At 72.8% G+C, this 19,672-nt stretch carries 21 protein-coding genes; 12 read left to right on the forward strand and 9 right to left on the reverse strand.

Annotation, left to right across the window (positions count from 1 at the left end; all coding sequences use genetic code 11):
* Positions 1-9: 9 nt before the first annotated feature.
* Positions 10-810, reverse strand: coding sequence for a 2-cyclohexenylcarbonyl CoA isomerase (gene chcB / locus SYYSPA8_RS09390; RefSeq protein ID WP_323446564.1), 801 nt, complete (start codon positions 808-810; stop codon positions 10-12).
* A 383-nt stretch (positions 811-1,193) separates the two neighbouring features.
* On the opposite strand from chcB, the gene SYYSPA8_RS09395 reads away from it, so the two are divergent.
* Complete coding sequence (locus SYYSPA8_RS09395) at positions 1,194-1,361, forward strand: DUF3117 domain-containing protein (protein ID WP_009997451.1); 168 nt, start codon at positions 1,194-1,196, stop codon at positions 1,359-1,361.
* Between the two features lie 222 nt (positions 1,362-1,583).
* On the opposite strand, the gene SYYSPA8_RS09400 is transcribed toward SYYSPA8_RS09395, so the two are convergent.
* A complete protein-coding gene (locus SYYSPA8_RS09400; RefSeq protein WP_323446907.1) occupies positions 1,584-2,285 on the reverse strand; it encodes an O-methyltransferase in 702 nt (233 codons plus the stop codon).
* Positions 2,286-2,392: 107 nt separating this feature from the next.
* On the opposite strand from SYYSPA8_RS09400, the gene sigE reads away from it, so the two are divergent.
* From sigE to SYYSPA8_RS09425, 5 genes are all read left to right on the forward strand, one after another.
* The gene (sigE, locus tag SYYSPA8_RS09405) at positions 2,393-3,166 is read left to right on the forward strand and encodes an RNA polymerase sigma factor SigE (protein WP_323446565.1); all 774 of its coding nucleotides are present in this window, start codon (positions 2,393-2,395) and stop codon (positions 3,164-3,166) included.
* Complete coding sequence (locus SYYSPA8_RS09410) at positions 3,163-4,203, forward strand: anti-sigma factor family protein (RefSeq protein ID WP_323446566.1); 1,041 nt, start codon at positions 3,163-3,165, stop codon at positions 4,201-4,203. Before sigE ends, SYYSPA8_RS09410 begins: the two co-directional genes overlap by 4 nt.
* A gap of 411 nt (positions 4,204-4,614) precedes the next feature.
* Positions 4,615-6,372, forward strand: coding sequence for a trypsin-like peptidase domain-containing protein (locus SYYSPA8_RS09415; RefSeq protein ID WP_323446567.1), 1,758 nt, complete (start codon positions 4,615-4,617; stop codon positions 6,370-6,372).
* A gap of 188 nt (positions 6,373-6,560) precedes the next feature.
* Positions 6,561-7,013, forward strand: coding sequence for a sec-independent translocase (locus SYYSPA8_RS09420; protein ID WP_323446568.1), 453 nt, complete (start codon positions 6,561-6,563; stop codon positions 7,011-7,013).
* A gap of 284 nt (positions 7,014-7,297) precedes the next feature.
* Positions 7,298-7,993, forward strand: coding sequence for a hypothetical protein (locus SYYSPA8_RS09425; protein WP_323446569.1), 696 nt, complete (start codon positions 7,298-7,300; stop codon positions 7,991-7,993).
* Positions 7,994-8,078: 85 nt separating this feature from the next.
* On the opposite strand, the gene SYYSPA8_RS09430 is transcribed toward SYYSPA8_RS09425, so the two are convergent.
* Genes SYYSPA8_RS09430 through SYYSPA8_RS09440 form a run of 3 tightly spaced genes read right to left on the reverse strand, consistent with a single transcriptional unit; the run spans position 8,079 to position 11,181 of the window.
* Positions 8,079-9,212 (reverse strand): Mrp/NBP35 family ATP-binding protein, encoded by a 1,134-nt coding sequence (locus tag SYYSPA8_RS09430; protein WP_323446570.1) that lies wholly within the window; start codon positions 9,210-9,212, stop codon positions 8,079-8,081.
* A 42-nt stretch (positions 9,213-9,254) separates the two neighbouring features.
* The gene (locus SYYSPA8_RS09435; protein WP_323446571.1) at positions 9,255-9,863 is read right to left on the reverse strand and encodes a DUF1003 domain-containing protein; all 609 of its coding nucleotides are present in this window, start codon (positions 9,861-9,863) and stop codon (positions 9,255-9,257) included.
* Positions 9,847-11,181 carry a magnesium transporter MgtE N-terminal domain-containing protein gene (locus SYYSPA8_RS09440; protein WP_323446572.1) on the reverse strand — a complete coding sequence of 445 codons (1,335 nt, stop codon included), beginning with the start codon at positions 11,179-11,181 and terminating at the stop codon, positions 9,847-9,849. Before SYYSPA8_RS09440 ends, SYYSPA8_RS09435 begins: the two co-directional genes overlap by 17 nt.
* Before the next feature lie 318 nt (positions 11,182-11,499).
* Between SYYSPA8_RS09440 and SYYSPA8_RS09445 the strand changes: the two genes are divergently transcribed.
* Positions 11,500-12,303, forward strand: coding sequence for a hypothetical protein (locus SYYSPA8_RS09445; protein ID WP_323446573.1), 804 nt, complete (start codon positions 11,500-11,502; stop codon positions 12,301-12,303).
* 55 nt (positions 12,304-12,358) lie between these two features.
* Here the strand turns inward: SYYSPA8_RS09445 and SYYSPA8_RS09450 are convergent, their stop codons facing one another.
* Positions 12,359-12,928, reverse strand: coding sequence for a hypothetical protein (locus SYYSPA8_RS09450; protein ID WP_323446574.1), 570 nt, complete (start codon positions 12,926-12,928; stop codon positions 12,359-12,361).
* A gap of 32 nt (positions 12,929-12,960) precedes the next feature.
* Positions 12,961-14,076 carry a magnesium and cobalt transport protein CorA gene (locus SYYSPA8_RS09455; protein ID WP_323446575.1) on the reverse strand — a complete coding sequence of 372 codons (1,116 nt, stop codon included), beginning with the start codon at positions 14,074-14,076 and terminating at the stop codon, positions 12,961-12,963.
* A 530-nt stretch (positions 14,077-14,606) separates the two neighbouring features.
* On the opposite strand from SYYSPA8_RS09455, the gene SYYSPA8_RS09460 reads away from it, so the two are divergent.
* From SYYSPA8_RS09460 to SYYSPA8_RS09475, 4 genes are all read left to right on the forward strand, one after another.
* Positions 14,607-15,233 (forward strand): suppressor of fused domain protein, encoded by a 627-nt coding sequence (locus tag SYYSPA8_RS09460; protein ID WP_323446576.1) that lies wholly within the window; start codon positions 14,607-14,609, stop codon positions 15,231-15,233.
* A 161-nt stretch (positions 15,234-15,394) separates the two neighbouring features.
* Positions 15,395-16,030, forward strand: coding sequence for a DUF6758 family protein (locus tag SYYSPA8_RS09465; protein ID WP_323446577.1), 636 nt, complete (start codon positions 15,395-15,397; stop codon positions 16,028-16,030).
* 192 nt (positions 16,031-16,222) lie between these two features.
* Positions 16,223-17,086, forward strand: coding sequence for a PHP domain-containing protein (locus SYYSPA8_RS09470; protein ID WP_323446578.1), 864 nt, complete (start codon positions 16,223-16,225; stop codon positions 17,084-17,086).
* A 41-nt stretch (positions 17,087-17,127) separates the two neighbouring features.
* Positions 17,128-17,733, forward strand: coding sequence for a MarC family protein (locus SYYSPA8_RS09475; protein ID WP_323446579.1), 606 nt, complete (start codon positions 17,128-17,130; stop codon positions 17,731-17,733).
* Between the two features lie 112 nt (positions 17,734-17,845).
* Here the strand turns inward: SYYSPA8_RS09475 and SYYSPA8_RS09480 are convergent, their stop codons facing one another.
* The gene (locus SYYSPA8_RS09480) at positions 17,846-17,998 is read right to left on the reverse strand and encodes a hypothetical protein (RefSeq protein WP_323446580.1); all 153 of its coding nucleotides are present in this window, start codon (positions 17,996-17,998) and stop codon (positions 17,846-17,848) included.
* A gap of 167 nt (positions 17,999-18,165) precedes the next feature.
* Between SYYSPA8_RS09480 and SYYSPA8_RS09485 the strand changes: the two genes are divergently transcribed.
* Positions 18,166-19,077, forward strand: coding sequence for an NYN domain-containing protein (locus SYYSPA8_RS09485; RefSeq protein ID WP_323446581.1), 912 nt, complete (start codon positions 18,166-18,168; stop codon positions 19,075-19,077).
* Positions 19,078-19,212: 135 nt separating this feature from the next.
* Here the strand turns inward: SYYSPA8_RS09485 and SYYSPA8_RS09490 are convergent, their stop codons facing one another.
* The gene (locus SYYSPA8_RS09490; RefSeq protein ID WP_323446582.1) at positions 19,213-19,566 is read right to left on the reverse strand and encodes a LysR family transcriptional regulator; all 354 of its coding nucleotides are present in this window, start codon (positions 19,564-19,566) and stop codon (positions 19,213-19,215) included.
* Positions 19,567-19,672 lie beyond the last annotated feature (106 nt).

A 19,672-nucleotide genomic window follows, 5' to 3' on the forward strand; every position in this document is an offset into this window, starting at 1 on the left:
GCACAGGCGCTAGCGGCCCCGGTAGACCGGCCGCCGCTTCGCGACGAACGCCTCCACGGCGGTGGCGTGGTCCTCGGAGGCACCGGCCCTGGCCTGGAGTTCCTCCTCCTTGGCCAGGGTCTCCAGCAGGGAGTGCGCCGAGCCGTGGGCCAGGGACTCCTTGAGCGCCGCGTAGGCGAGCGTGGGGCCGTCCGCCAGGGTCCTGGCCACGGCGGCGGCCTCGGCGGCCAGGTCGGCGGCCGGGACGACCTTGTTCGCGACGCCCCACTCCGCCGCCTCGGCCGCGCTGAAGGAACGCGGGAAGAGCAGCAGGTCGGTGGCGCGGCCGGGGCCGACGAGCCGGGGCAGCGTCCAGGACACCCCCGAGTCGGCGGTGAGCGCGACACCCGCGAAGGCGGTGGTGAAGGTCGCGGTGTCCGCGACGACCCGGTAGTCGGCGGCGAGCGCGAATCCGAGGCCCGCGCCGGCGGCCACGCCGTTGACCCCGGCGACGACCGGCTTGGGCATGGTGGCGAGGGCCCGCACGATCGGGTTGTAGTGCTCGCGCACGGTGCTCATGGTCGCGCCGCTCCCGGACTTCCGGTCGGCGGCGAGCAGCCCGATGTGCTCCTTGAGGTCCTGGCCGACGCAGAAGGCACGCCCGGTGGCGGTGAGCAGTACCGCGCGTACGGAGGTGTCCGAACCGGCCCGCTCCAGGGTGTCCCGCAGGGCGACCTTGGTGGCGATGTCCAGCGCGTTCATCGCGTCGGGCCGGTTGATCGTGATCGTCGCGAGTCCGTCGTTCACCTCGTACAGCACGGAGTCGGCCATGTCAGTTCCCCTTCAGCGGCTCGGCGGCGGTCCTGCGAGGTCCCGGCGGGTCCCGGGGGTCCCGGGGGTCCCGGGGGCCCGGCGGGTCCTGTCCAGGGTCAGCATGGCGGAGATACGGGGGGCCGGGCATGTGAGCTGCGTCAAACCGGGGGCGTCCGGGAGACGGTCCCGGGGGCGCCGACAGGAGGCGAAGTATCGCAGGCAGATCGCCGAATTGGGTGGTTTTGCGGGAGCGCGTTGCCTAAGCGATGCCGACCGATGTTGGTCATCGGGTCCCGCGATGCGGGATAATGACCTGGAAGCAATGTGTTCGATGCCGGTGAAGCGTGCCTACCCAGGGGCCGTCGGCTGAGGATGAGCTGGTTTCAGGAAGGGGAACGAGCATGGCGGCCATGAAGCCGCGGACGGGCGACGGCCCGCTCGAGGTGACCAAGGAGGGGCGGGGCATCGTCATGCGCGTTCCGCTCGAAGGCGGCGGTCGGCTCGTCGTCGAGCTGACGCCGGACGAGGCCGAGGCGCTCGGAGACGCCCTGAAGAAGGTTGTCGGCTGACGCGTAGTCCCACAGTTCTCACCGCCCCGGTGCCACAGAGGCACCGGGGCGGACTGTTTTTCTGAGTTTTTCTGAATTTTTTTCGGCGGCTTCCCGGGCGGCTTCACCAGCGGCTCCCGGGTGGCTTCATCGGCGGCTTCCCGGGCGGTCTCGCCGGGGCCTTCCGGGGGCCGGCCCGTCGGCCCGGCCCGGCCGCCCGGCCCGGCCGCTTGGCCCGCCGGCTCAGCCCCGGCGGACCGCGCTGAGCAGACCGTCGCCCACGGGCAGCAGCGAGGGCACCAGCTCGGGGCTCTCCCGGACCGTGCGCAGCAGCTCCCGCAGCCGCAGCACCTCCAGGGGCTGGGCGGCCGAGTCGACCGTACGGCCCCGGGCGAACACGCCCTCGAAGCAGACCAGACCGCCGGGGCGCAGCAGCCGGAGCGATTCCGCCAGGTACTCCAGGCTCTCCATCCGGTCGCCGTCGCAGAAGACCAGGTCGTAGCCGCCGTCCGCGAGCCGGGGCAGGACGTCGAGGGCGCGCCCGGGGATGAACCGCGCCCGGTTCCCCGCGAAACCGGCCCCGCGGAACGCCTGTTTGGCGAACTGCTGGCGGGCGGGCTCGGGGTCCACGGTGGTCAGGACGCCGTCCGGCCGCATGCCCTGGAGCAGGTAGATGCCGGAGACGCCCGTGCCCGTACCGATCTCCGCGACCGACTTGGCGTCGGCGGCGGCGGCCAGCAGCCGCAGCGCGGCGCCGGTGCCCGGGGACACCGAGGGAACCCCTGACTCCCGGGCCCGCTCCCGGGCCCAGCGCAGCGCGTCGTCCTCGGCGACAAAGGCGTCGGCGAACGCCCAGCTTGTCTGCCGGTTCGCGGTAATGGGCCTCTCCTGTCCCCGTAGTTGAACGCGACGTTGACTGTATCCGTTGCCCCCGGGAACCCGCAGATGGGACCAGGCGTTGTAGGGGGCGGGGGGAAGAGATGGAACTGGGCCGGAAGCAGTACCCAAATTCGCGTAAAGATTCTTATCCGGAGCTAACGGGCGAGGTGGCTATGGTAGGGGCTCCGCTGGACACCACCAGAGCCGATAGGGGAGGTGCGGCTGCACCTGCGGATCGCAGGGGAGTGCTCAGGCGCTTTCTCCGGTCACCGGGTGAGCCGAAATCCGTGACCAACCATGCTGACCGTTCCTGGGCCGAGGCGCGCGAGACGACCGCCGCCACCGCGACCTTCGCACCGGAGGCCGAGTCCCAGGTGTGGACTCCTCCGACCTGGGAGGAGATCGTCAGCACCCACAGCGGCCGCGTCTACCGCCTCGCGTACCGTCTCACCGGCAATCAGCACGACGCCGAGGACCTGACGCAGGAGGTCTTCGTCCGGGTCTTCCGCTCGCTGTCGACCTACACGCCCGGCACCTTCGAGGGCTGGCTGCACCGGATCACCACCAATCTCTTCCTGGACATGGTCCGCCGCAAGCAGCGGATCCGTTTCGACGCCCTCGGGGACGACGCGGCCGAGCGGCTGCCCAGCCGCGAGCCGTCGCCCCAGCAGGTGTTCAACGACAGCCACTTCGACGCCGATGTGCAGCAGGCGCTGGACACCCTGGCGCCCGAGTTCCGTGCCGCCGTGGTCCTCTGCGACATCGAGGGCCTGTCGTACGAGGAGATCGCGGCCACCCTCGGTGTCAAGCTGGGCACCGTCCGCAGCCGGATCCACCGGGGCCGCTCGCATCTGCGCAAGGCCCTGAAGCACCGTTCCCCCGAAGCCCGTGCCGAGCAGCGCACGCTGGCCGGGGCGAGTCTTTCGGGGGAGGTGGGACCGGCGTGAGCGGAATCGGTCCGACACCGGCGGAACAGCATCTCGGTGACCGGCTCGCGGCCCTGATCGACGGCGAGCTGAAACACGACGCCCGCGACCGGGTCCTGGCCCATCTGGCGACCTGTGCCCGGTGCAAGGCCGAGGCCGACGCGCAGCGAAGACTGAAGGACGTCTTCGCGCAGGCCGCGCCGCCCCCGCCGTCCGAGGGGCTGCTCGCGCGGCTCCAGGGGCTGCCCGGCGTCGGCCCGGGTGCCGACGGCGGGCCCGGCGGGCCCTTCGGTCCGGGCTCCGTCGTCGACATCTTCGCGGGTTCCCCCGGGGTGGCCGCCGTGTCGGGGAGACCCACCGGCCGCCCGGACTTCGGTTATGTCCCGGGGGGCCACGCGGGCTCCCCGGCGCTGCCGGGCCGTTCCGGCGGCTTCCGCATCCATGAGATGGGCCGGCCGGACGCCGAGCGGTCCCTGCCGGCCTGGCGGGGCCGGAGATTCGCCTTCGCGGCCGCCAGCGCGGTCTCCTTCGCCGCGATCGCCCTCGGTGGGGCGCTGCCGCTCGACGGCACGGCCCAGACCACCGCCCGGGGCGGCGGCCAGGGCAACAGCGTCACTCCGCTCCGTGCCACCGGCGGGACGTCCGGCCCCGCGGGTGCCGTCGGGGGCGGGCTCGCCGGTTCGGGGGCGCCCGCGGCGACCCCGGGGGCGCGCAGCCTGGAGTACGACCGCCGGCGGAGCTTCGGCGGAGTCGCCCCGGTCCGGTCGGAGGGGCGTGACATCGGCCGTTCGGTGCCCGGTCTCTTCGGACCGGCGGTGCCGGCCGCTTCGGCGGCCCCGGCGGCCCCGGCGGGGCCCCTCCTGCGGCCGCCGTCCCTGCTGGAACCGCTCGCCGCCCTGCCCGTCCTGCCCTCGGTGGTCGCGCCGCCGCTGATACGTCCCCCGGGGGCGGGCCTGAGGCTCGCCGCCGTGCCGGTCGCCACCCCGTCGGTGACGCCCGCCCCGAGCCATCTGGTGGCTCCCTCCGAGCCCACGTCCGCGCTGAACCGCCACGGTTGAGCCGACCCGCGCCCGGCCCCCTGCGCGCGGCTTCGCGAACCTGGTTGAATCCTCGCAGGGGCGCCCGGGTGGGCGCCGCACCGGCCGCCAGTCTGCGGGGAGAGCATGGACGACGGGAAGACCACGGAGACCAGGGCGAAGTGGTGGAGCCGCCCCGGCACGGGACCACTCCCCAAGGACGGGCCCGCGACGGAGCCCGCCGATCGCGTGCCCTCCGCCGGGTCCGGCCCGGCGGGTCCACCGCCCGGTCCCTCGGCACCGGTGTCCGACGTGCCGGTCCCGGGTCCGGGTCCGGTGACCATGTCCGATGTGCCCGCTCCCGGCCCGACCACCGATCCGACCGCCGATCCGTCCGCCGGTCGGTCCGCGGGCTCCGAGGCCGGCACCGATCCCGGAGCCGACCCGGGAGCCATGGTCGTTTCCGATGCCGTCCCGGTGTCCGGCGGGGAGGCCGAGGTGGCGGCCGGGCCGCCGACCGTGAGCCTGACCAAGACCGTTCCGGCCGCTTCCGCGCACGACGGCTCCGCCGCCCTGCTGCCGGTGCCCGCGCCGGCCGGCCCCGCCGACCGGGGTGCCCCCGTACCCGGCGCGGCCCCCGTTTCCGCCACCGTGCCCGAGCCCGCCGCCGTGGCCGCGCACACCACCGGTGGGGCGGGCGGGCCGCTGCACGAGCCCGACGCGTACAGCACTCCGCCCTACGGGGAGCCCGGTCCCTGGGCCCCGGCGCCGCCCGTGCAGCGCCCGGCGCCCGGCGCCATGGCGGGCACCTCCGTACCACCGCCGTTCCCGGGCGGCCGGCAGCCGTATCCCGACAGCACCGCAGCCACCACGGACACCGCAGCCGTGGGGGCCCCCGCCACCGCCGGGGCCGTCGGGGTCGCCGGGGGGTACGCCCACACCCCGCTCCAGGCCCCGGGGTTCGCCGCAGGGCCCCCGCCGCAGCAGCCGGGGGGTCCCGGGCAGGCCCCGGGCGGGCAGTGGCTCCAGTACGACCCCTGGGCGGCGCCCGGGGGCCCCGTCCACACCGCCCCCTTCAGCCAGGCCGGCGAGCCGCCCCGGCGCAGGAACCGCTACGGCCCGCTGCTCGCCGGGGCGGTGCTGCTGGCGCTGGTCGCGGGCGGTGTCGGCGGCGGCATCGGCGCCTACGTCGAGCGGAACGGCGGCATCAACCGCGTCGAGCTGGACCAGGCCCCCCGGGAGAGCCGCGACCGGGCCCCCGACAGCGTCGCCGGCATCGCCGCGAAGGCCCTGCCCGGCGTGGTCACCCTCCACGTCAGCGGCGGCGGCGAGCAGGGCACCGGCACCGGCTTCGTCCTCGACGGCCAGGGGCACATCCTCACCAACAACCACGTCGTCGACCCGGCCGGGGAGAGCGGCGCGATCCGGGTCACCTTCAGCGGCGGCGAGACCGTCCGCGCGACCCTCGTCGGCAAGGACAGCGGATACGACCTGGCCGTCGTCAAGGTCACCGGCGTCTCCGGCCTGACCCCGCTGCCGCTGGGCAACTCCGAGAACGTCCGGGTCGGCGACCCGGTCGTCGCCATCGGCGCCCCCTTCGACCTCCAGAACACGGTCACCTCCGGGATCATCAGCGCCAAGGACCGCCCCATCACGGCGGGCGGCGACAAGGGCGACGGCAGCGATGTGAGCTATGTCGACGCGCTCCAGACCGACGCCCCCATAAACCCGGGCAACTCGGGTGGGCCGCTGGTCGACACCACGGCCCGGGTGATCGGTATCAACAGCGCCATCCGCGCGGCCGACACCGGGCCCGGCGCCGAGGGCCGGTCCGGCTCCATCGGCCTGGGCTTCGCCATCCCCATCAACCAGGGCAAGCGGGTCGCCGAGGAGCTGATCAACACCGGGAAGGCGACCCACCCGGTGATCGGCGTCAGCCTCGACATGAAGTTCACCGGCGACGGGGCCCGGGTCGGCGACAAGGGCAAGGACGACACCCCGTCCGTCGTCCCCGGCGGCCCCAGCGCGCGGGCGGGTGTCCGTCCCGGCGATGTGATCACCGCCGTCAACGGCCGCCGGGTGCACAGCGGCGAGGAGCTGATCGTCAAGATCCGCGCCCACCGGCCGGGGGACCGTCTTGAGCTGACCCTGGAGCGCGGCGGCAAGGAGCGCACGGTCACCGTGACCCTCGGTTCGTCGGGCGACGACTGACCGTCCCCGCGGGGCCGCCCCGCACGGAAGGCCGGGAAGGCCAGGGGATGAACCCCAGGTGGCGCGGGCCCGCAGCCGTGCCGATCACCGTCCGAACCGCGTGACGGGGGCGAGATTCGCCGGGTACCGTGGATCGGGCCCCGGAGCCATCCGGTGGACGGGCCACCGAGGACACGAGGAGCGACAGGGTGTTCAACGACATAGGCGCACTGGAACTGGTGGCCCTGGTGGTGCTCGCCGTGCTCGTCTTCGGCCCCGACAAGCTGCCGAAGGTCATCCAGGACACCACCCGCTTCATCCGCAAGATCCGGGAGTTCTCGGACAACGCCAAGCAGGACATCCGCAGTGAGCTGGGCCCGGAGTTCAAGGACTTCGAGTTCGAGGACCTGAACCCGAAGACCTATCTGCGCAAGCAGTTCAACGAGAACGACGAGCTGCGCGAGCTGAAGGAGCTGACCAGCAGCTTCGACCTCCGCAAGGAGATGAACGAGGTCGCGGGCGGGATCGACGGCAAGGACTCCGGCTCCGCCGTCCCCGCCACCGTCAACGGCTCCGGCACCCCCGACCTCCTCAAGAAGGCCGACCGGCCCGCCCGGCCCGACACCGACGAGCGCCCGCCGTACGACTCCGACGCGACCTGAGCCGCCCGGCCCCCGCCTCGTTCGTCCATACGTCCTGTTCCCGCCACCGCGTACGACTCCCGCGACTCCCGCGGACGGCCCCGCGCGGGTACCACCCGGCTACCATCCGGGTGCCGTCGGGCGCCCGTCCGCGACCCTGACGCGCCGGTGGTGCCGTCCATCTGGCGGCGGTCGACCCCTGCGAGCCCCGGACGGGTGGTTATTCTCTCCCTCAGTCAGGACGCGAGGACGCCCGAGGGGGGCGGGTCCGCTTCCCGGCCTCGGACACGGAGGAGACGGCCCGGATGGAGACGACGAGTCGTACAGCGGAGCAGAGCCCGCCCGGTGATGCCGGCGCCCCCACAGCGGGGGCCGCGCACACCACGGCGGCCGGCCCGGGGAGCCGGCCGGCCGACACGTACGACACGTACACCCGTGCCGCCTTCGCCTGGTACGGCCTGGACGCGGCCTGGACCGGCCCCCGGTGGCTGATGCGGGCCGTCGCCACCAGCGACGGCGTGATCCGGCACGGCTCCCTGGGCCACGGTGACGAGCCGTCGATACGCACGGCGGCCGAACCCGCCGAGAAGGAACGGTTCACGGTGGTCGTCACCGTCGCCGCCGGACCCGACTTCCGCAGCGGCGACGGCACCGGCGTCCTGGACGCCACCACCGTCTCGTCCGCCGCCTGGCTGGCCGGCTCCGGGCTGCTCGCCCGCACCTGGCCCCCGCAGCTGGACCACACCCTCCGCGACGACTGGCTGGCCCAGCAGACGGAGATCGCCTTCACCCTCGCCCACGACCTCGAAGGACCCGAGTGGTCCACGCTCTCCCTCCCCGTCGACGGGGCGGCCGTCGTCTTCCGCTTCCGGGAGTCGGAGTTCGGCTGGATCCTGGCGGGACCCGCGGGGGACGGTGGCTACATCGGCGCGTACGGGAGGGGCATGAGCCCCTACGGCCTCGGTTTCGCGCAGGTCGGCGACCTCACCCCGTACGCCTGACCCGGCGCGCCCGCGCGGGCCCGGACCGGGCGCCGCGCCGGTGCGGAGCCCTCCGCGGCCCGCCCGGCGCGGCGTTGTCCGATTCCTAGAACTTGTTCCTCGGGGTGATGCCGAGGCTCAGCCCGGCCAGGCCGCGCTGCCGGCCGCCCAGCTTGCCCGCGATCGCCCGCAGGGCCGCGCCCGCCGGGGAGTCCGGGTCGCTGAGCACCACCGGCTTGCCGTCGTCGCCGCCCTCCCGCAGCCGGACGTCGATCGGGATGGAGCCGAGCACCGGCACCGTCGCGCCGGTCGTCCGCGTCAGCCCCTCGGCGACCCGCTGGCCGCCGCCGCTGCCGAAGACATCGACCATCTCGTCGCAGTGCGGACAGGGCAGGCCCGCCATGTTCTCCACGACGCCCACGATCTTCTGGTGCGTCTGCACGGCGATCGACCCGGCCCGCTCCGCGACCTCCGCCGCCGCCTGCTGCGGGGTGGTGACGACCAGGATCTCCGCGTTCGGCACCAGCTGGGCCACGGAGATGGCGATGTCACCGGTGCCCGGCGGCAGGTCGAGCAGCAGGACGTCCAGATCGCCCCAGTAGACGTCCGCCAGGAACTGCTGGAGCGCGCGGTGGAGCATCGGGCCGCGCCACACCACCGGCGCGTTGCCCGGGGTGAACATGCCGATCGAGATGACCTTCACGCCGTGCGCCGACGGCGGCATGATCATGTTCTCGACCTGGGTGGGGCGGCCCTCCGCGCCCAGCATCCGGGGCACCGAGTGGCCGTAGATGTCCGCGTCCACGACGCCGACCTTCAGCCCGTCGGCCGCCATCGCCGCCGCAAGATTCACCGTGACCGACGACTTGCCGACCCCGCCCTTGCCGGATGCCACCGCGTACACCTTGGTCAGCGACCCGGGCTGGGCGAACGGCACCTCGCGCTCGGCGGTGGTGCCGCGCAGCGCCGCCGCCAGGTCCTTGCGCTGTTCGTCGCTCATCACGTCGAGTGTGACGTCCACGCGGGAGACACCCTCGACCCGGGAGACCGCGTCCGTGACGTTCTTGGTGATCGTCTCGCGCATCGGGCAGCCGGAGACGGTGAGATAGACCGTGACGGCTACTTCGCCGTCCGCCCCGATCTCCACCGATTTGACCATGCCGAGGTCGGTGATCGGTCGGTTGATCTCGGGGTCGTTCACCGTCGCCAGTGCTGCGAGCACCGCGTCTTCCGTAGCCATACGACGATGGTACGGCGCCCGCTCCCGGCGTCGGAAAGCCCGTCAGCGGTCGCCTTCGTCACTCCTTCGGCCGTCCTCCGGCAGACGGGCGGGCCGGCGCTCGTCGATCTCTCTGACCAGGTCCTGGAGTTCTGAACGGATCCAGTCCCTGGTGGCGACCTCGCCCAGGCCCATCCGCAGCCCGGCGATCTCCCGGGTCAGGTACTCGGTGTCCGCGATCGACCGCTCGTTCTGCTTGCGCTCCTGCTCCCGGGTGACCCGGTCCCGGTCGTCCTGGCGGTTCTGGGCCAGCAGGATCAGCGGGGCCGCGTAGGACGCCTGGAGGGAGAGCATCAGGGTCAGGAAGATGAACGGGTACTCGTCGAACCGCAGCGTCGCCGGGGCGAAGATGTTCCAGAGCACCCAGACGATGATGATGACCGTCATCCAGAGGATGAACCGCCAGGTGCCCAGGAACCGGGCGATCCGCTCGGAGACCCGGCCGAACGCCTCCGGGTCGTACTCCGGCAGCAGGGCCCGCCGGGGCGCGCGGGGGATGTCGAGCCGGGTCCGCGGGCGGTTCACCGCGCTCGCTCCGGCGGGGCCCGCGCCGAACGGGCCCTCCCGGTCCCCGGGGCCCGGCCCGGGCCCGCGCTCACCGCCGCCGGCCATGCCGCTCCTCCCCTCCGCCGGCCCCTGCTGCCCCTGTGCCATCGGTGTGCGCCGGCTCCGGGGGGTGGGCGGCCTCGAACTCCGTCTCCCGCCAGTCCTCCGGCAGCAGATGGTCCAGGACGTCGTCCACGGTCACCGCGCCCAGCAGCGACCCGCTCTCGTCCACCACCGGCGCCGCCACCATGTTGTACGCGGCCAGATAGCTGGTCACCGCCCGCAGCGGGGTGCCCGGCGCCAGCGGCGGCAGATCGCTGTCCACCACCGCCCCCACCAGCGTGAACGGCGGATCCCGCAGCAGCCGCTGGAAGTGCACCGTCCCCAGGTACTTGCCGGTGGGGGTCTCGTCCGGCGGGCGGCACACGTACACCTGCGCCGCGAGCGCCGGGGACAGGTCCTGGCTGCGCACGCGGGCGAGGGCGTCGGCCACCGTGGCGTCCGGCCGCAGCACGATCGGCTCGGTGGTCATCAGCCCGCCGGCGGTCCGTTCCTCGTACGCGAGCAGCCGCCGCACATCGGCGGCGTCGTCCGGCCGCATCAGGGCCAGCAGCCGTTCCTTGTCGTCCTCCGGCAGCTCGGAGAGGAGGTCGGCGGCGTCGTCCGGGTCCATCGCCTCCAGGACGTCGGCGGCGCGCTCCTCCTTCAGCTTGCCGAGGATCTCCACCTGGTCGTCCTCGGGCAGCTCCTCCAGGACGTCGGCGAGCCGGTCGTCGTCGAGGGCCACGGCGACCTCGGCCCGCCGCTTGGGCGTCAGATGGTGCAGGGCGTTGGCCAGGTCGGCGGGGCGCATCCGTTCGAAGGTGGCGAGCAGGCTCTCGGCGCCCTGGTCCTCCTCGTCCAGGGAGAAGCCGGTGACCGCCGACCACTCCACGGTCAGGGTCTCGCCCCGGCGGCGCAGCGCCCCGCCCCGGCCCCGCCGGACGAAGACCTTGTCGATCTCCCAGTCGCGCCGGGCGGGCAGCCGCAGGACCGAGACATCGAGGACGGTGGCCTCCTCGCCGCTGTCCACCAGCCGCACCCGCCGGTCCAGCAGCTCGCCGAGGACCAGCCGCTCGGTGGGGCGCTGCTCGAAGCGGCGGACGTTCAGTACGCCGGTCGTGATGACCTGGCCCGACTCGATGCCGGTGATCCGGGTCATGGGGAGGAAGATCCGGCGGCGGTTGAGCATCTCCACCACCAGGCCGAGCAGCCGGGGCGGGCGGCGCCCGACGCGCAACATCGCGACCAGGTCGCGGACCCGGCCGACCTGGTCGCCGTTGGGGTCAAAGACCGGCACCCCGGCCAGATGCGAGACAAAGATCCGGGCGGCACTGGCGACCATGTGCGCAGACCTCCGCTCCCGTCCCGCTGTGCTCTCCCGTCCCCCTGTCCGACCCGTGGTGGTCCAGGGTCTTGAAGGGGTTTACAGGTTTTACGGGTTTTACGGGGTTCAGGCTAGCTCGTACCGTTCCGTGGCGCTGGACAGAGTCGGAATGACGTCCTCCGGGCAGTGGTGGCACGGCCCCGGCGGGGTGGCCGTGCGGCGTCCGCGTGGTCTTCGCACCGGTCTGTACGGCGTCCGGACGACGGGCTGCGGGGGCGGCGCCGGGGCACCGGTACGCTGCGCACTGCGCCTCCGCGCCCCGCAGAAGACAAGCAGATGAGAGGCAGTGCGTCGGTGACTTTCCTCCCCTCGGTCCCCCGGGCCCGAAAGGCCGTGCTCGCCGCGCTGGTGTGCGCGGGGCTGGCCCTGTCCGCCACCGCGTGCGCCGAGGAGAAGCCCGACCCCGACAAGGGGACGAACGGCGTCGGCAAGCTGACGGCGGCGGAGATCGAGACGAAGGCACGGACCACGGCGGGCGCGGCGAAGGCGGTGCGTGTCTCCGGGACGCTGGTCAGCAAGGGCGGCACCTTCAAGCTCGACATGCGGCTGAAGGACGGCGGCGGCACCGGCTCCGTCACCTCCCAGCAGGAGACCTTCGAGCTGCTGCGGATCGACGACGCCCTCTATCTGAAGGCGGACGCCTCGTTCTGGGTCCACCAGGACGAAGGCGGGGGCGAACAGGCCGCCGCGGGACCGAGCGACGCCGACCGGCAGGCCGCCGGAAAGCTCGGCGGCAAGTACGTGAAGGTGCCTCAGGGGGACCCCGCGTACAAGGAGTTCCGTGGCTTCACCGACAAGGCGGTGCTGCTCGACGGCCTGCTCGGGATGGAGGGCGAGCTGAGCAAGGGCGAGCGCACCCGGGTCGGCGGGGTACGGACGATCAAGGTCCAGGCCGCCGAGGGCGCCGGGGGCGTCCTCGATGTGGCGCTGGACGGGCTGCCCTACCCGGTGCGGTTCGCGCGCGCCGCCGGCAAGGGGGTGCTCTCCCTGGCGGAGTGGGACAAGGACTTCGCGCTGGCCGCGCCGCCGCAGGAGGCCACGGTGGACTACGGGGGCCAGCTCCCGAAATCCACCGACTGACGCCGACCGACGCCGTCTGACGCCGGTCGGCGTCAGACGGTGCGGGTCCGGCGGTTCACGCGCTGCGGCGGCCCCTGCCCGACCGGAGGCGGGGGAACAGCAGCCGGGGCAGCGCCGCCGGCGCCGGCTGCCGGGTGGTCGCCGCGCTCGCCACGGGCGGCACCGCCAGCGACCCGTCGGGCAGCTCGGTGGTGGAGGAGAGCGGCTCCAGCCGCAGCACCCGGCACTCGCGCGCCCAGCGCTCCAGCACCCCTTCCGCGTCCACCGCGTTCAGCCGCTTGCCCTTCAGCTCCGGGGCGACCGCCTCCCACTCCTCGGATCCGGCCGCCACCTCGCGCACCGAGGCCGTCCAGCCGACCAGCCGGCCGCCCTTGTCCTTGCTGCGTACGGTGATCTCCGCCGTGCCGCCGTCGGCGAGGCCCGGCAGCGGCTGCTCGCCCGCGCCGTCCCCGACCACATAGGCCGCCCCGTCGTGCCAGAGGTGCCAGAGCGCCCGCTCGGGGCCCTGCCCCCGGACCCAGACGAGACCGGACTTCTTGGTCGCCTCCTCGACGAGCGCCGGACCGAGGAAGGGATCGTCCTCGCCGGGCTGCTCCCCGGTGGGGCCGGAGGGGTTCGCTGTCATGCCCGCACCCTATCCAGAGCCGGGGGCGGGGCCTACAGCCAGCCGTTCCGCTTCAGGGTGCGGTGGATGGTGAAGCAGATCACGGCGATCGAGGCGAGCACCATCGGATAGCCGTACTCCCAGCGCAGCTCCGGCATGTGGTCGAAGTTCATGCCGTAGACCCCGCAGACCGCCGTGGGCACGGCGATGATCGCTGCCCAGGAGGTGATCTTGCGCATGTCCTCGTTCTGGGCGACCTGCGCTTGCGCCAGATTGGCCTGGAGGATCGAGTTCAGCAGCTCGTCGAAGCCGATGACCTCCTCCTGCACCCGCGCGAGGTGGTCGGCGACGTCCCGGAAGTACTTCTGGATGTCCGGGTCGATCAGCCGCATCGGCCGCTCGCTCAGCAGCTGCAACGGCCGCAGCAGCGGCGAGACCGCCCGCTTGAACTCCAGCACCTCCCGCTTGAGCTGGTAGATCCGCCCGGGGTCGCTGCCGCGCGTACGCCCCTTCGCGGGCGGCGAGAAGACATCGATCTCGACCTCGTCGATGTCGTCCTGCACGGCGGACGCGACCGCGATGTAGCCGTCCACCACATGGTCGGCGATCGCGTGCAGCACGGCCGAGGGGCCCTTCGCCAGCAGCTCCGTGTCCTCCTGGAGGCCGCGCCTGAGCTGGCGCAGGGATCCCTTGCCGCCGTGCCGGACGGTGATGACGAAGTTCCGCCCGGTGAAGCACATCACCTCGCCGGTCTCCACCACGTCGCTGGTCGCCGTCAGCTCGTCGTGGTCGACGTAGTGGATCGTCTTGAAGACGGTGAAGAGGGTGTCGTCGTACCGCTCCAGCTTGGGCCGCTGATGGGCATGGACGGCGTCCTCCACGGCGAGGGGGTGCAGCCCGAACTCGGCCGCGATCCCGGCGAACTCCTCCTCGGTGGGCTCGTGCAGCCCGATCCAGGCGAAGCCGCCGCCCTCGCGGACCCGCTGCATCGCCTCGCGCGGGGTCCGGCAGGGCTCGCTCTCCAGCCGCCGCCCCTCCCGGTAGACGGCGCAGTCCACGACGGCGCTGGAGGCGGAGGGATCGCGGGTGGTGTCGTACGAGTGGTACGGGGTGGTGTTCTTGCGCAGCGCGGGGCGGACCGCGGCACGCAGGTCACGGATCATCGACATGGCTGGCTCCTTCACGAAAGAGGCCGCCGGCGCGGGGCGTGGCACAGCCCGGAATGGGGACGTGACGGACTACGTCCGCAAAGCGGGCGGCACCGCGGGGAAGCGGTGACGGCGTTCGCTACAGACAGGCAGAAAGCAGGCGGTGAGGACGTGCTCTTCCGTCGTGCGTGATTCCGTCGCGTGGTACGGCGCCATCCGGCCGTCGTGGCGGGAAACACCACGGGATCGGGATTCGGCCGGCGGGAACGCCGGGCCCCGGGAAGGGGGGAAGGCTCAGTACGCCTGGATGTGACGCGGTACGGAAGAGCGGCTGGTACTGCACGGTCGACTTCGATCCACCGTGGACCCCACCTCCTCCGGCCGGTCCCCCGTAAGGGACAGTCGTGACGCCGGGAGTGAGGAGCGGCTGCGCTCGCGCACACCGTCCCGCGTGCTCCTGCACGCCCACCCCGGCCAGCGGCCAACAGTATCAGCCGACCGAGGGCCAATCCCGGGGTTTGCCCGTTCTCTTAGCGCTTTATGCTCGCCGGATGGGAGAAGTTCTTGCTCTGGTCACGTCCCGGCTCCAGGAGACGTTCGGGGAGCCCGACGCGCGGGCGTCGGTGACCTTTCTGGGAACCGACCGGATCGAGGTGCTCAGATTCCGCACCGCCGGTGCGCCGGGCGGCTTTGCCGATGCCGATGCCGCGGACGCCGGGCTGGTGCGGTACGCCACCGTCGGCATGTCCGCCCACCCCATGACCGACCCCACGGCCGTCGTCGCCGACCCGGTCCACGGGCCCCGGGCCGAGCTGGTCCTGTCGGTACGGGCCGGGCTCGCCGACACCGGCAAGGTGCTTCGCGCCCTCGCCGTACTGGCCGCGTCCCCGCAGGTCGAAGGGGTCGTGGTGGCTCCCGGGGCGTCCCTGGACGTGGGCGGTCCGCTCTGGCCCGGAGCGCCCTTCACCTCGGTGCTCGTCGCGGAGCCGGGCGGCCTGGTGCCCGATCTGGAGCTGGCCGCCCCCATGGACCCGGTGCGTTTTCTGCCACTGCTGCCGATGACGCCCAACGAGGCCGCGTGGAAGCGGGTGCACGGCGCACAGCGGCTCCAGGAGCGCTGGCTGACGGAGGGCACCGATCTGCGCGATCCGCTGCGGGGCTCCGTCGACCTCGGCTGACGGCCCCGCCTGCCCGGTATCGCCCGTCGGCGTCGCCTGTCGGTCTCGGCCGGTGAAATGAGCCGACTGGCCGGAACCCGACGGGCGCGGAGTGTGGGCGCACACGCCGGAAGGGTGATCGTCCTTGACGCGGCGACGGAGGGGTAGGACCGTGGAGCGCTATGAGGGGCGAACCCAGTTGCCCGAAGTGCGGTGGCCGGGTCAGGGCGCCCGGTCTCTTTGCCGACTCCTGGCAGTGTCCCGTGCACGGCACGGTGCACCCGCTCCAGCCGGTGATCCCGCCCAGTGTCGAGGCCCTCGACGTCGTGGTGCACCGCGCCCGCGTCCCGGTGTGGATGCCGTGGCCGCTGCCGGTGGGCTGGCTCTTCACCGGCGTCGCGTACGCGGGTGACGACCGCAGCGGCGGCCGGGCCACCGCCGTCGCCTGCTCCGGCCCGGGGCCGCTCGGCGGGATCGGTGAACTGCTGCTCGTGGCCGAGGAGTTGGGGGTTGGTCTCGGCGCGCGGTTCGCGGGGATCGACGGCCCCGACCCCGGGGCGCACATCGACGTCTCCCACCCGCCGCAGGCCAAGGTGCTCGCCGCCGGGCGGCCCACCCCGCTCTGGCACGTCAGGGCCGTCCCCGACGACCGCGCCGTCTTCGCGGGCGAGGCCCGGGGGCTCTGGCTGTGGGCGATCGTCTGGCCGGAGCAGTCGGGGCTGCTGATGTACGACGAGCTGGTCCTCACCGACCTGCGGGACGCGGGCACGGAAGTGGAGCTGGTGCCGTGCGGGGCGCTCTCGCCCCGGCTGCTGTAGGCCCCCGGCGCGTGCTGTAGGCGGCCCCCGGCCTGCCCCGGCCTGCCCCGGCCTGCCCCGACGTGCCCCGACCTGCCCCGCGTGCCCCGACCTGCCCCGACGTGCCGCCCGGACCGCCGGTGGGTCGGGTCGGCTCCCGCCGCCCGATACTATGAAACGACCTCTGTCCGCCCCGACCCTGGAGCCTGTGCCGTGCGCATCGACCTGCACACCCACTCCACGGCGTCGGACGGTACGGACACCCCCGCCGAGCTGGTACGGAACGCCGCGGCCGCCGGACTGGACGTCGTCGCCCTCACCGACCACGACACCACGCGCGGCCACGCCGAGGCCCTCGCGGCCCTCCCCGCCGGGCTGACCCTGGTCACCGGCGCCGAGATCTCCTGCGCCCTCGACGGCGCGAGCATGCATCTGCTCGCCTACCTCTTCGACCCCGACGAGCCCGAGCTGCTGCGCGAGCGCGAACTCGTCCGGGACGACCGTGTGCCGCGCGCCCGCGCCATGGTCGCCAAACTCCGTGAGCTGGGTGTCCCCGTCGAATGGCGACGGGTCGCCGAGATCGCCGGGGACGGTTCCGTGGGTCGCCCGCACATCGCCACCGCACTGGTGGAGCTGGGCGTCGTCCCCACCGTCTCGGACGCCTTCACCCCGGAGTGGATCGCCGACGGCGGCCGCGCCCACGTCACCAAGCACGAACTCGACCCCTTCACCGCCGTCCGCCTGGTCAAGGCCGCCGGCGGGGTCGCCGTCCTCGCCCACCCCGGCGCCGCCAAGCGCGGCCGGAGCGTCCCGGACGCGACCATCGCCGCCCTCGCGGACGCCGGGCTCGACGGGATCGAGACCGACCACATGGACCACGACGCCGCCACCCGGGACCGGCTGCGCTCCCTCGCCTCCGGTCTCGGGCTGCTGACCTGCGGGTCCAGCGACTACCACGGCGGCCGCAAGGACATCGCCCTCGGCGCGTACACCACCGACCCGGAGATCTACGGCGAGATCACGCGACGGGCCACCGGGGCGTTCCCGGTCCCCGGCGCGGGCGGAAGCCACACGTAACGCCGCCCCTTCCCGTACCACTTCTTCCGCAAGGCCATCACGTGTTCGACGCCGCCGTTTTCGGCTCCCTCTTCCTGACCCTCTTTGTGATCATGGATCCCCCCGGGGTCACTCCGATCTTCCTCGCCCTGACCTCCGGGCGCCCCGTCAAGACCCAGCGGCGGATGGCCTGGCAGGCCGTCGCCGTCGCGTTCGGCGTGATCACCGTCTTCGGGCTGGTCGGCCAGCAGATCCTGAACTATCTGCATGTCTCCGTCCCCGCGCTGATGATCGCGGGCGGACTGCTGCTGCTGTTGGTCGCGCTCGATCTGCTGACCGGCAAGACCGACGAGCCCAAGCAGACCAAGGACGTCAATGTGGCGCTGGTGCCGCTGGGCATGCCGCTGCTGGCCGGCCCCGGTGCGATCGTCTCGGTGATCCTCGCCGTGCAGAACGCCGACGGCGCGTCCGCGCAGATCGCGGTCTGGGCCGCCATCGCCGCCATCCATGTGGTGATCTGGCTGACCATGCGCTACTCGCTGGTCATCATCCGTGTGATCAAGGACGGTGGTGTGGTGCTGGTGACCCGGCTGGCCGGAATGATGCTCTCGGCCATCGCGGTGCAGCAGATCATCAACGGTGTGACCCAGGTCGTCCAGGGCTCCTGAGGCGGATGGGATGGACGTGACCACGACAGCGCCCCCGTACGGAACCGTCCGTGCGGGGGCGTTGTCGTCCTGCGGCGGCCCGGCGGTGGAGCCACCGGGGCCGCGGGCCGCGTTACAGGGCCGTGGGTTCGGCCGGGCGGATCCAGAGGCGCTGGCCGATGGCCGCTGCCTGCTGCACGATCCGGTTGACGGAGGCGGCGTCCACGACGGTGCTGTCCACGGGCGTGCCGTCGACGTCGTCCAGGCGCATGATCTCGAAGCGCATGCGCTTCTCCCTTCGTCTGATCCTCCGGCGGGAAGTGCCCACCGGAGTACTGGTGTGTCCTTTCCTTGCAACAGACTGTCCACGGAAAACATTCCCTACACTAAGGAAAATCTTTCGTTGTCTAAATACTGGCGGGTATCCGGATACAGCCGGACAATGGGCCCGGTATGAAGGACTCAGAGATGGTCGCCGCCCTCGGTGAGCTGGGCACCCGGGTGGAACGCACCAACGACCTGCTGCGGCGCATGCTCGCCGAGGTCGCCAAGACCCCGTCCACCCACGCGATCTTCGTCGACGCCGGATACGTCTACGCCGCCGCCGGACTGCTGGTCACGGGGACGGAGGACCGGCGCTCCTTCGACCTGGACGCCGAAGGGCTGATCGAGGCGTTCATCGACAAGGCGCGCACGATCTTCGCCGACAGCCGGCTGCTCCGGGTGTACTGGTACGACGGCGCCCGCCGCCGGATCCACACCCCCGAGCAGCAGGCCATCGCCGAGCTGCCCGATGTGAAGGTCCGCCTCGGCAACCTCAACGCCAACAACCAGCAGAAGGGCGTCGACTCCCTGATCCGCGGCGATCTGGAGTCCCTGGCCCGGCACCGCGCCATCAGCGACGCCGCCCTCATCGGCGGCGACGAGGACCTGGTCTCGGCCGTCGAGGCGGCCCAGGGGTACGGGGCCCGGGTGCATCTGTGGGGCATCGAGGCGGCGGACGGCCCCAACCAGGCCGACCCCCTGCTCTGGGAGGTCGACAGCCAGCGCACCTTCGACCTGGACTTCTGCCGCCCCTACATCACCCGCAGGGCGGTGACGACGTACGAGAACGAGGGCGCGCCGCCGCCGTCCCGGGACGAGGTCCGGTTCGTCGGCGCCCGGATCGCGGCCACCTGGCTGGCGGAGCGGGGGCGGGAGACGATGGCCGAGCTGCTGCCCGGCCATCCGTATCTGCCCGGGCCGGTGGACCAGGATCTGCTGATCGAGGCGGAACGGGTGCTCCAGCGGTCCCTGCGGGGGCACGCGGTCCTGCGCAGGGCGCTGCGGGACGGCTTCTGGCAGCACCTCCAGGCGCAGTACTGACCCAGGGCCTGCCCGTCCCCCCGGGAGTGAGGGGGACGGGTGCCCGGTCATGGCTCCGCGTCCTCGACGCGGTGGGCGACCGCCCCCGACCGGCCCCCGGAGCGGTCGGGGCGACACCCGTACCCGCGGACAGCGCTAACGGCACTCGCGCATCAGGGAACCGACACGGGACTCCAGGAGCAGCGCGGAGGCACCCACAGCCGCCTGCCCCGCCGGCTCACCGGCGGGATTCAGCGCCGTGGCCATTTCGTCCATGACATGGAAAATGCGCAGGGTGTGATCGTGGAAGATCTCACCCGCCGTGGTGAGCCGTACTCCGCGCGGCATGCGCTGCAACAGCTTGAACCCGACGTGGGATTCCAGCGCCTGTATGTGCGCGCTGATACTCGACTGGGCGTACCCAAGGCTTTTCGCGGCTTTGGTGAAGCTGCCCAGCCGGGCCACTTCCCGGAATGTTCTGAGCTGATACATCGCAAGGTCGTAGGTCACACATCGCCCCAGCCGTGAGAGGACCGGCCCGTGGGGCCGGTACCGATTCGGTTTGCGCATTCCCTGCCCCGGCCCGGTGAGCTTCCCTCCTCCTGGGCGTGGGGCT

The organism is Streptomyces yaizuensis (genome assembly GCF_034961445.1).
Taxonomy (GTDB): Bacteria; Actinomycetota; Actinomycetes; order Streptomycetales; family Streptomycetaceae; genus Streptomyces; species Streptomyces yaizuensis.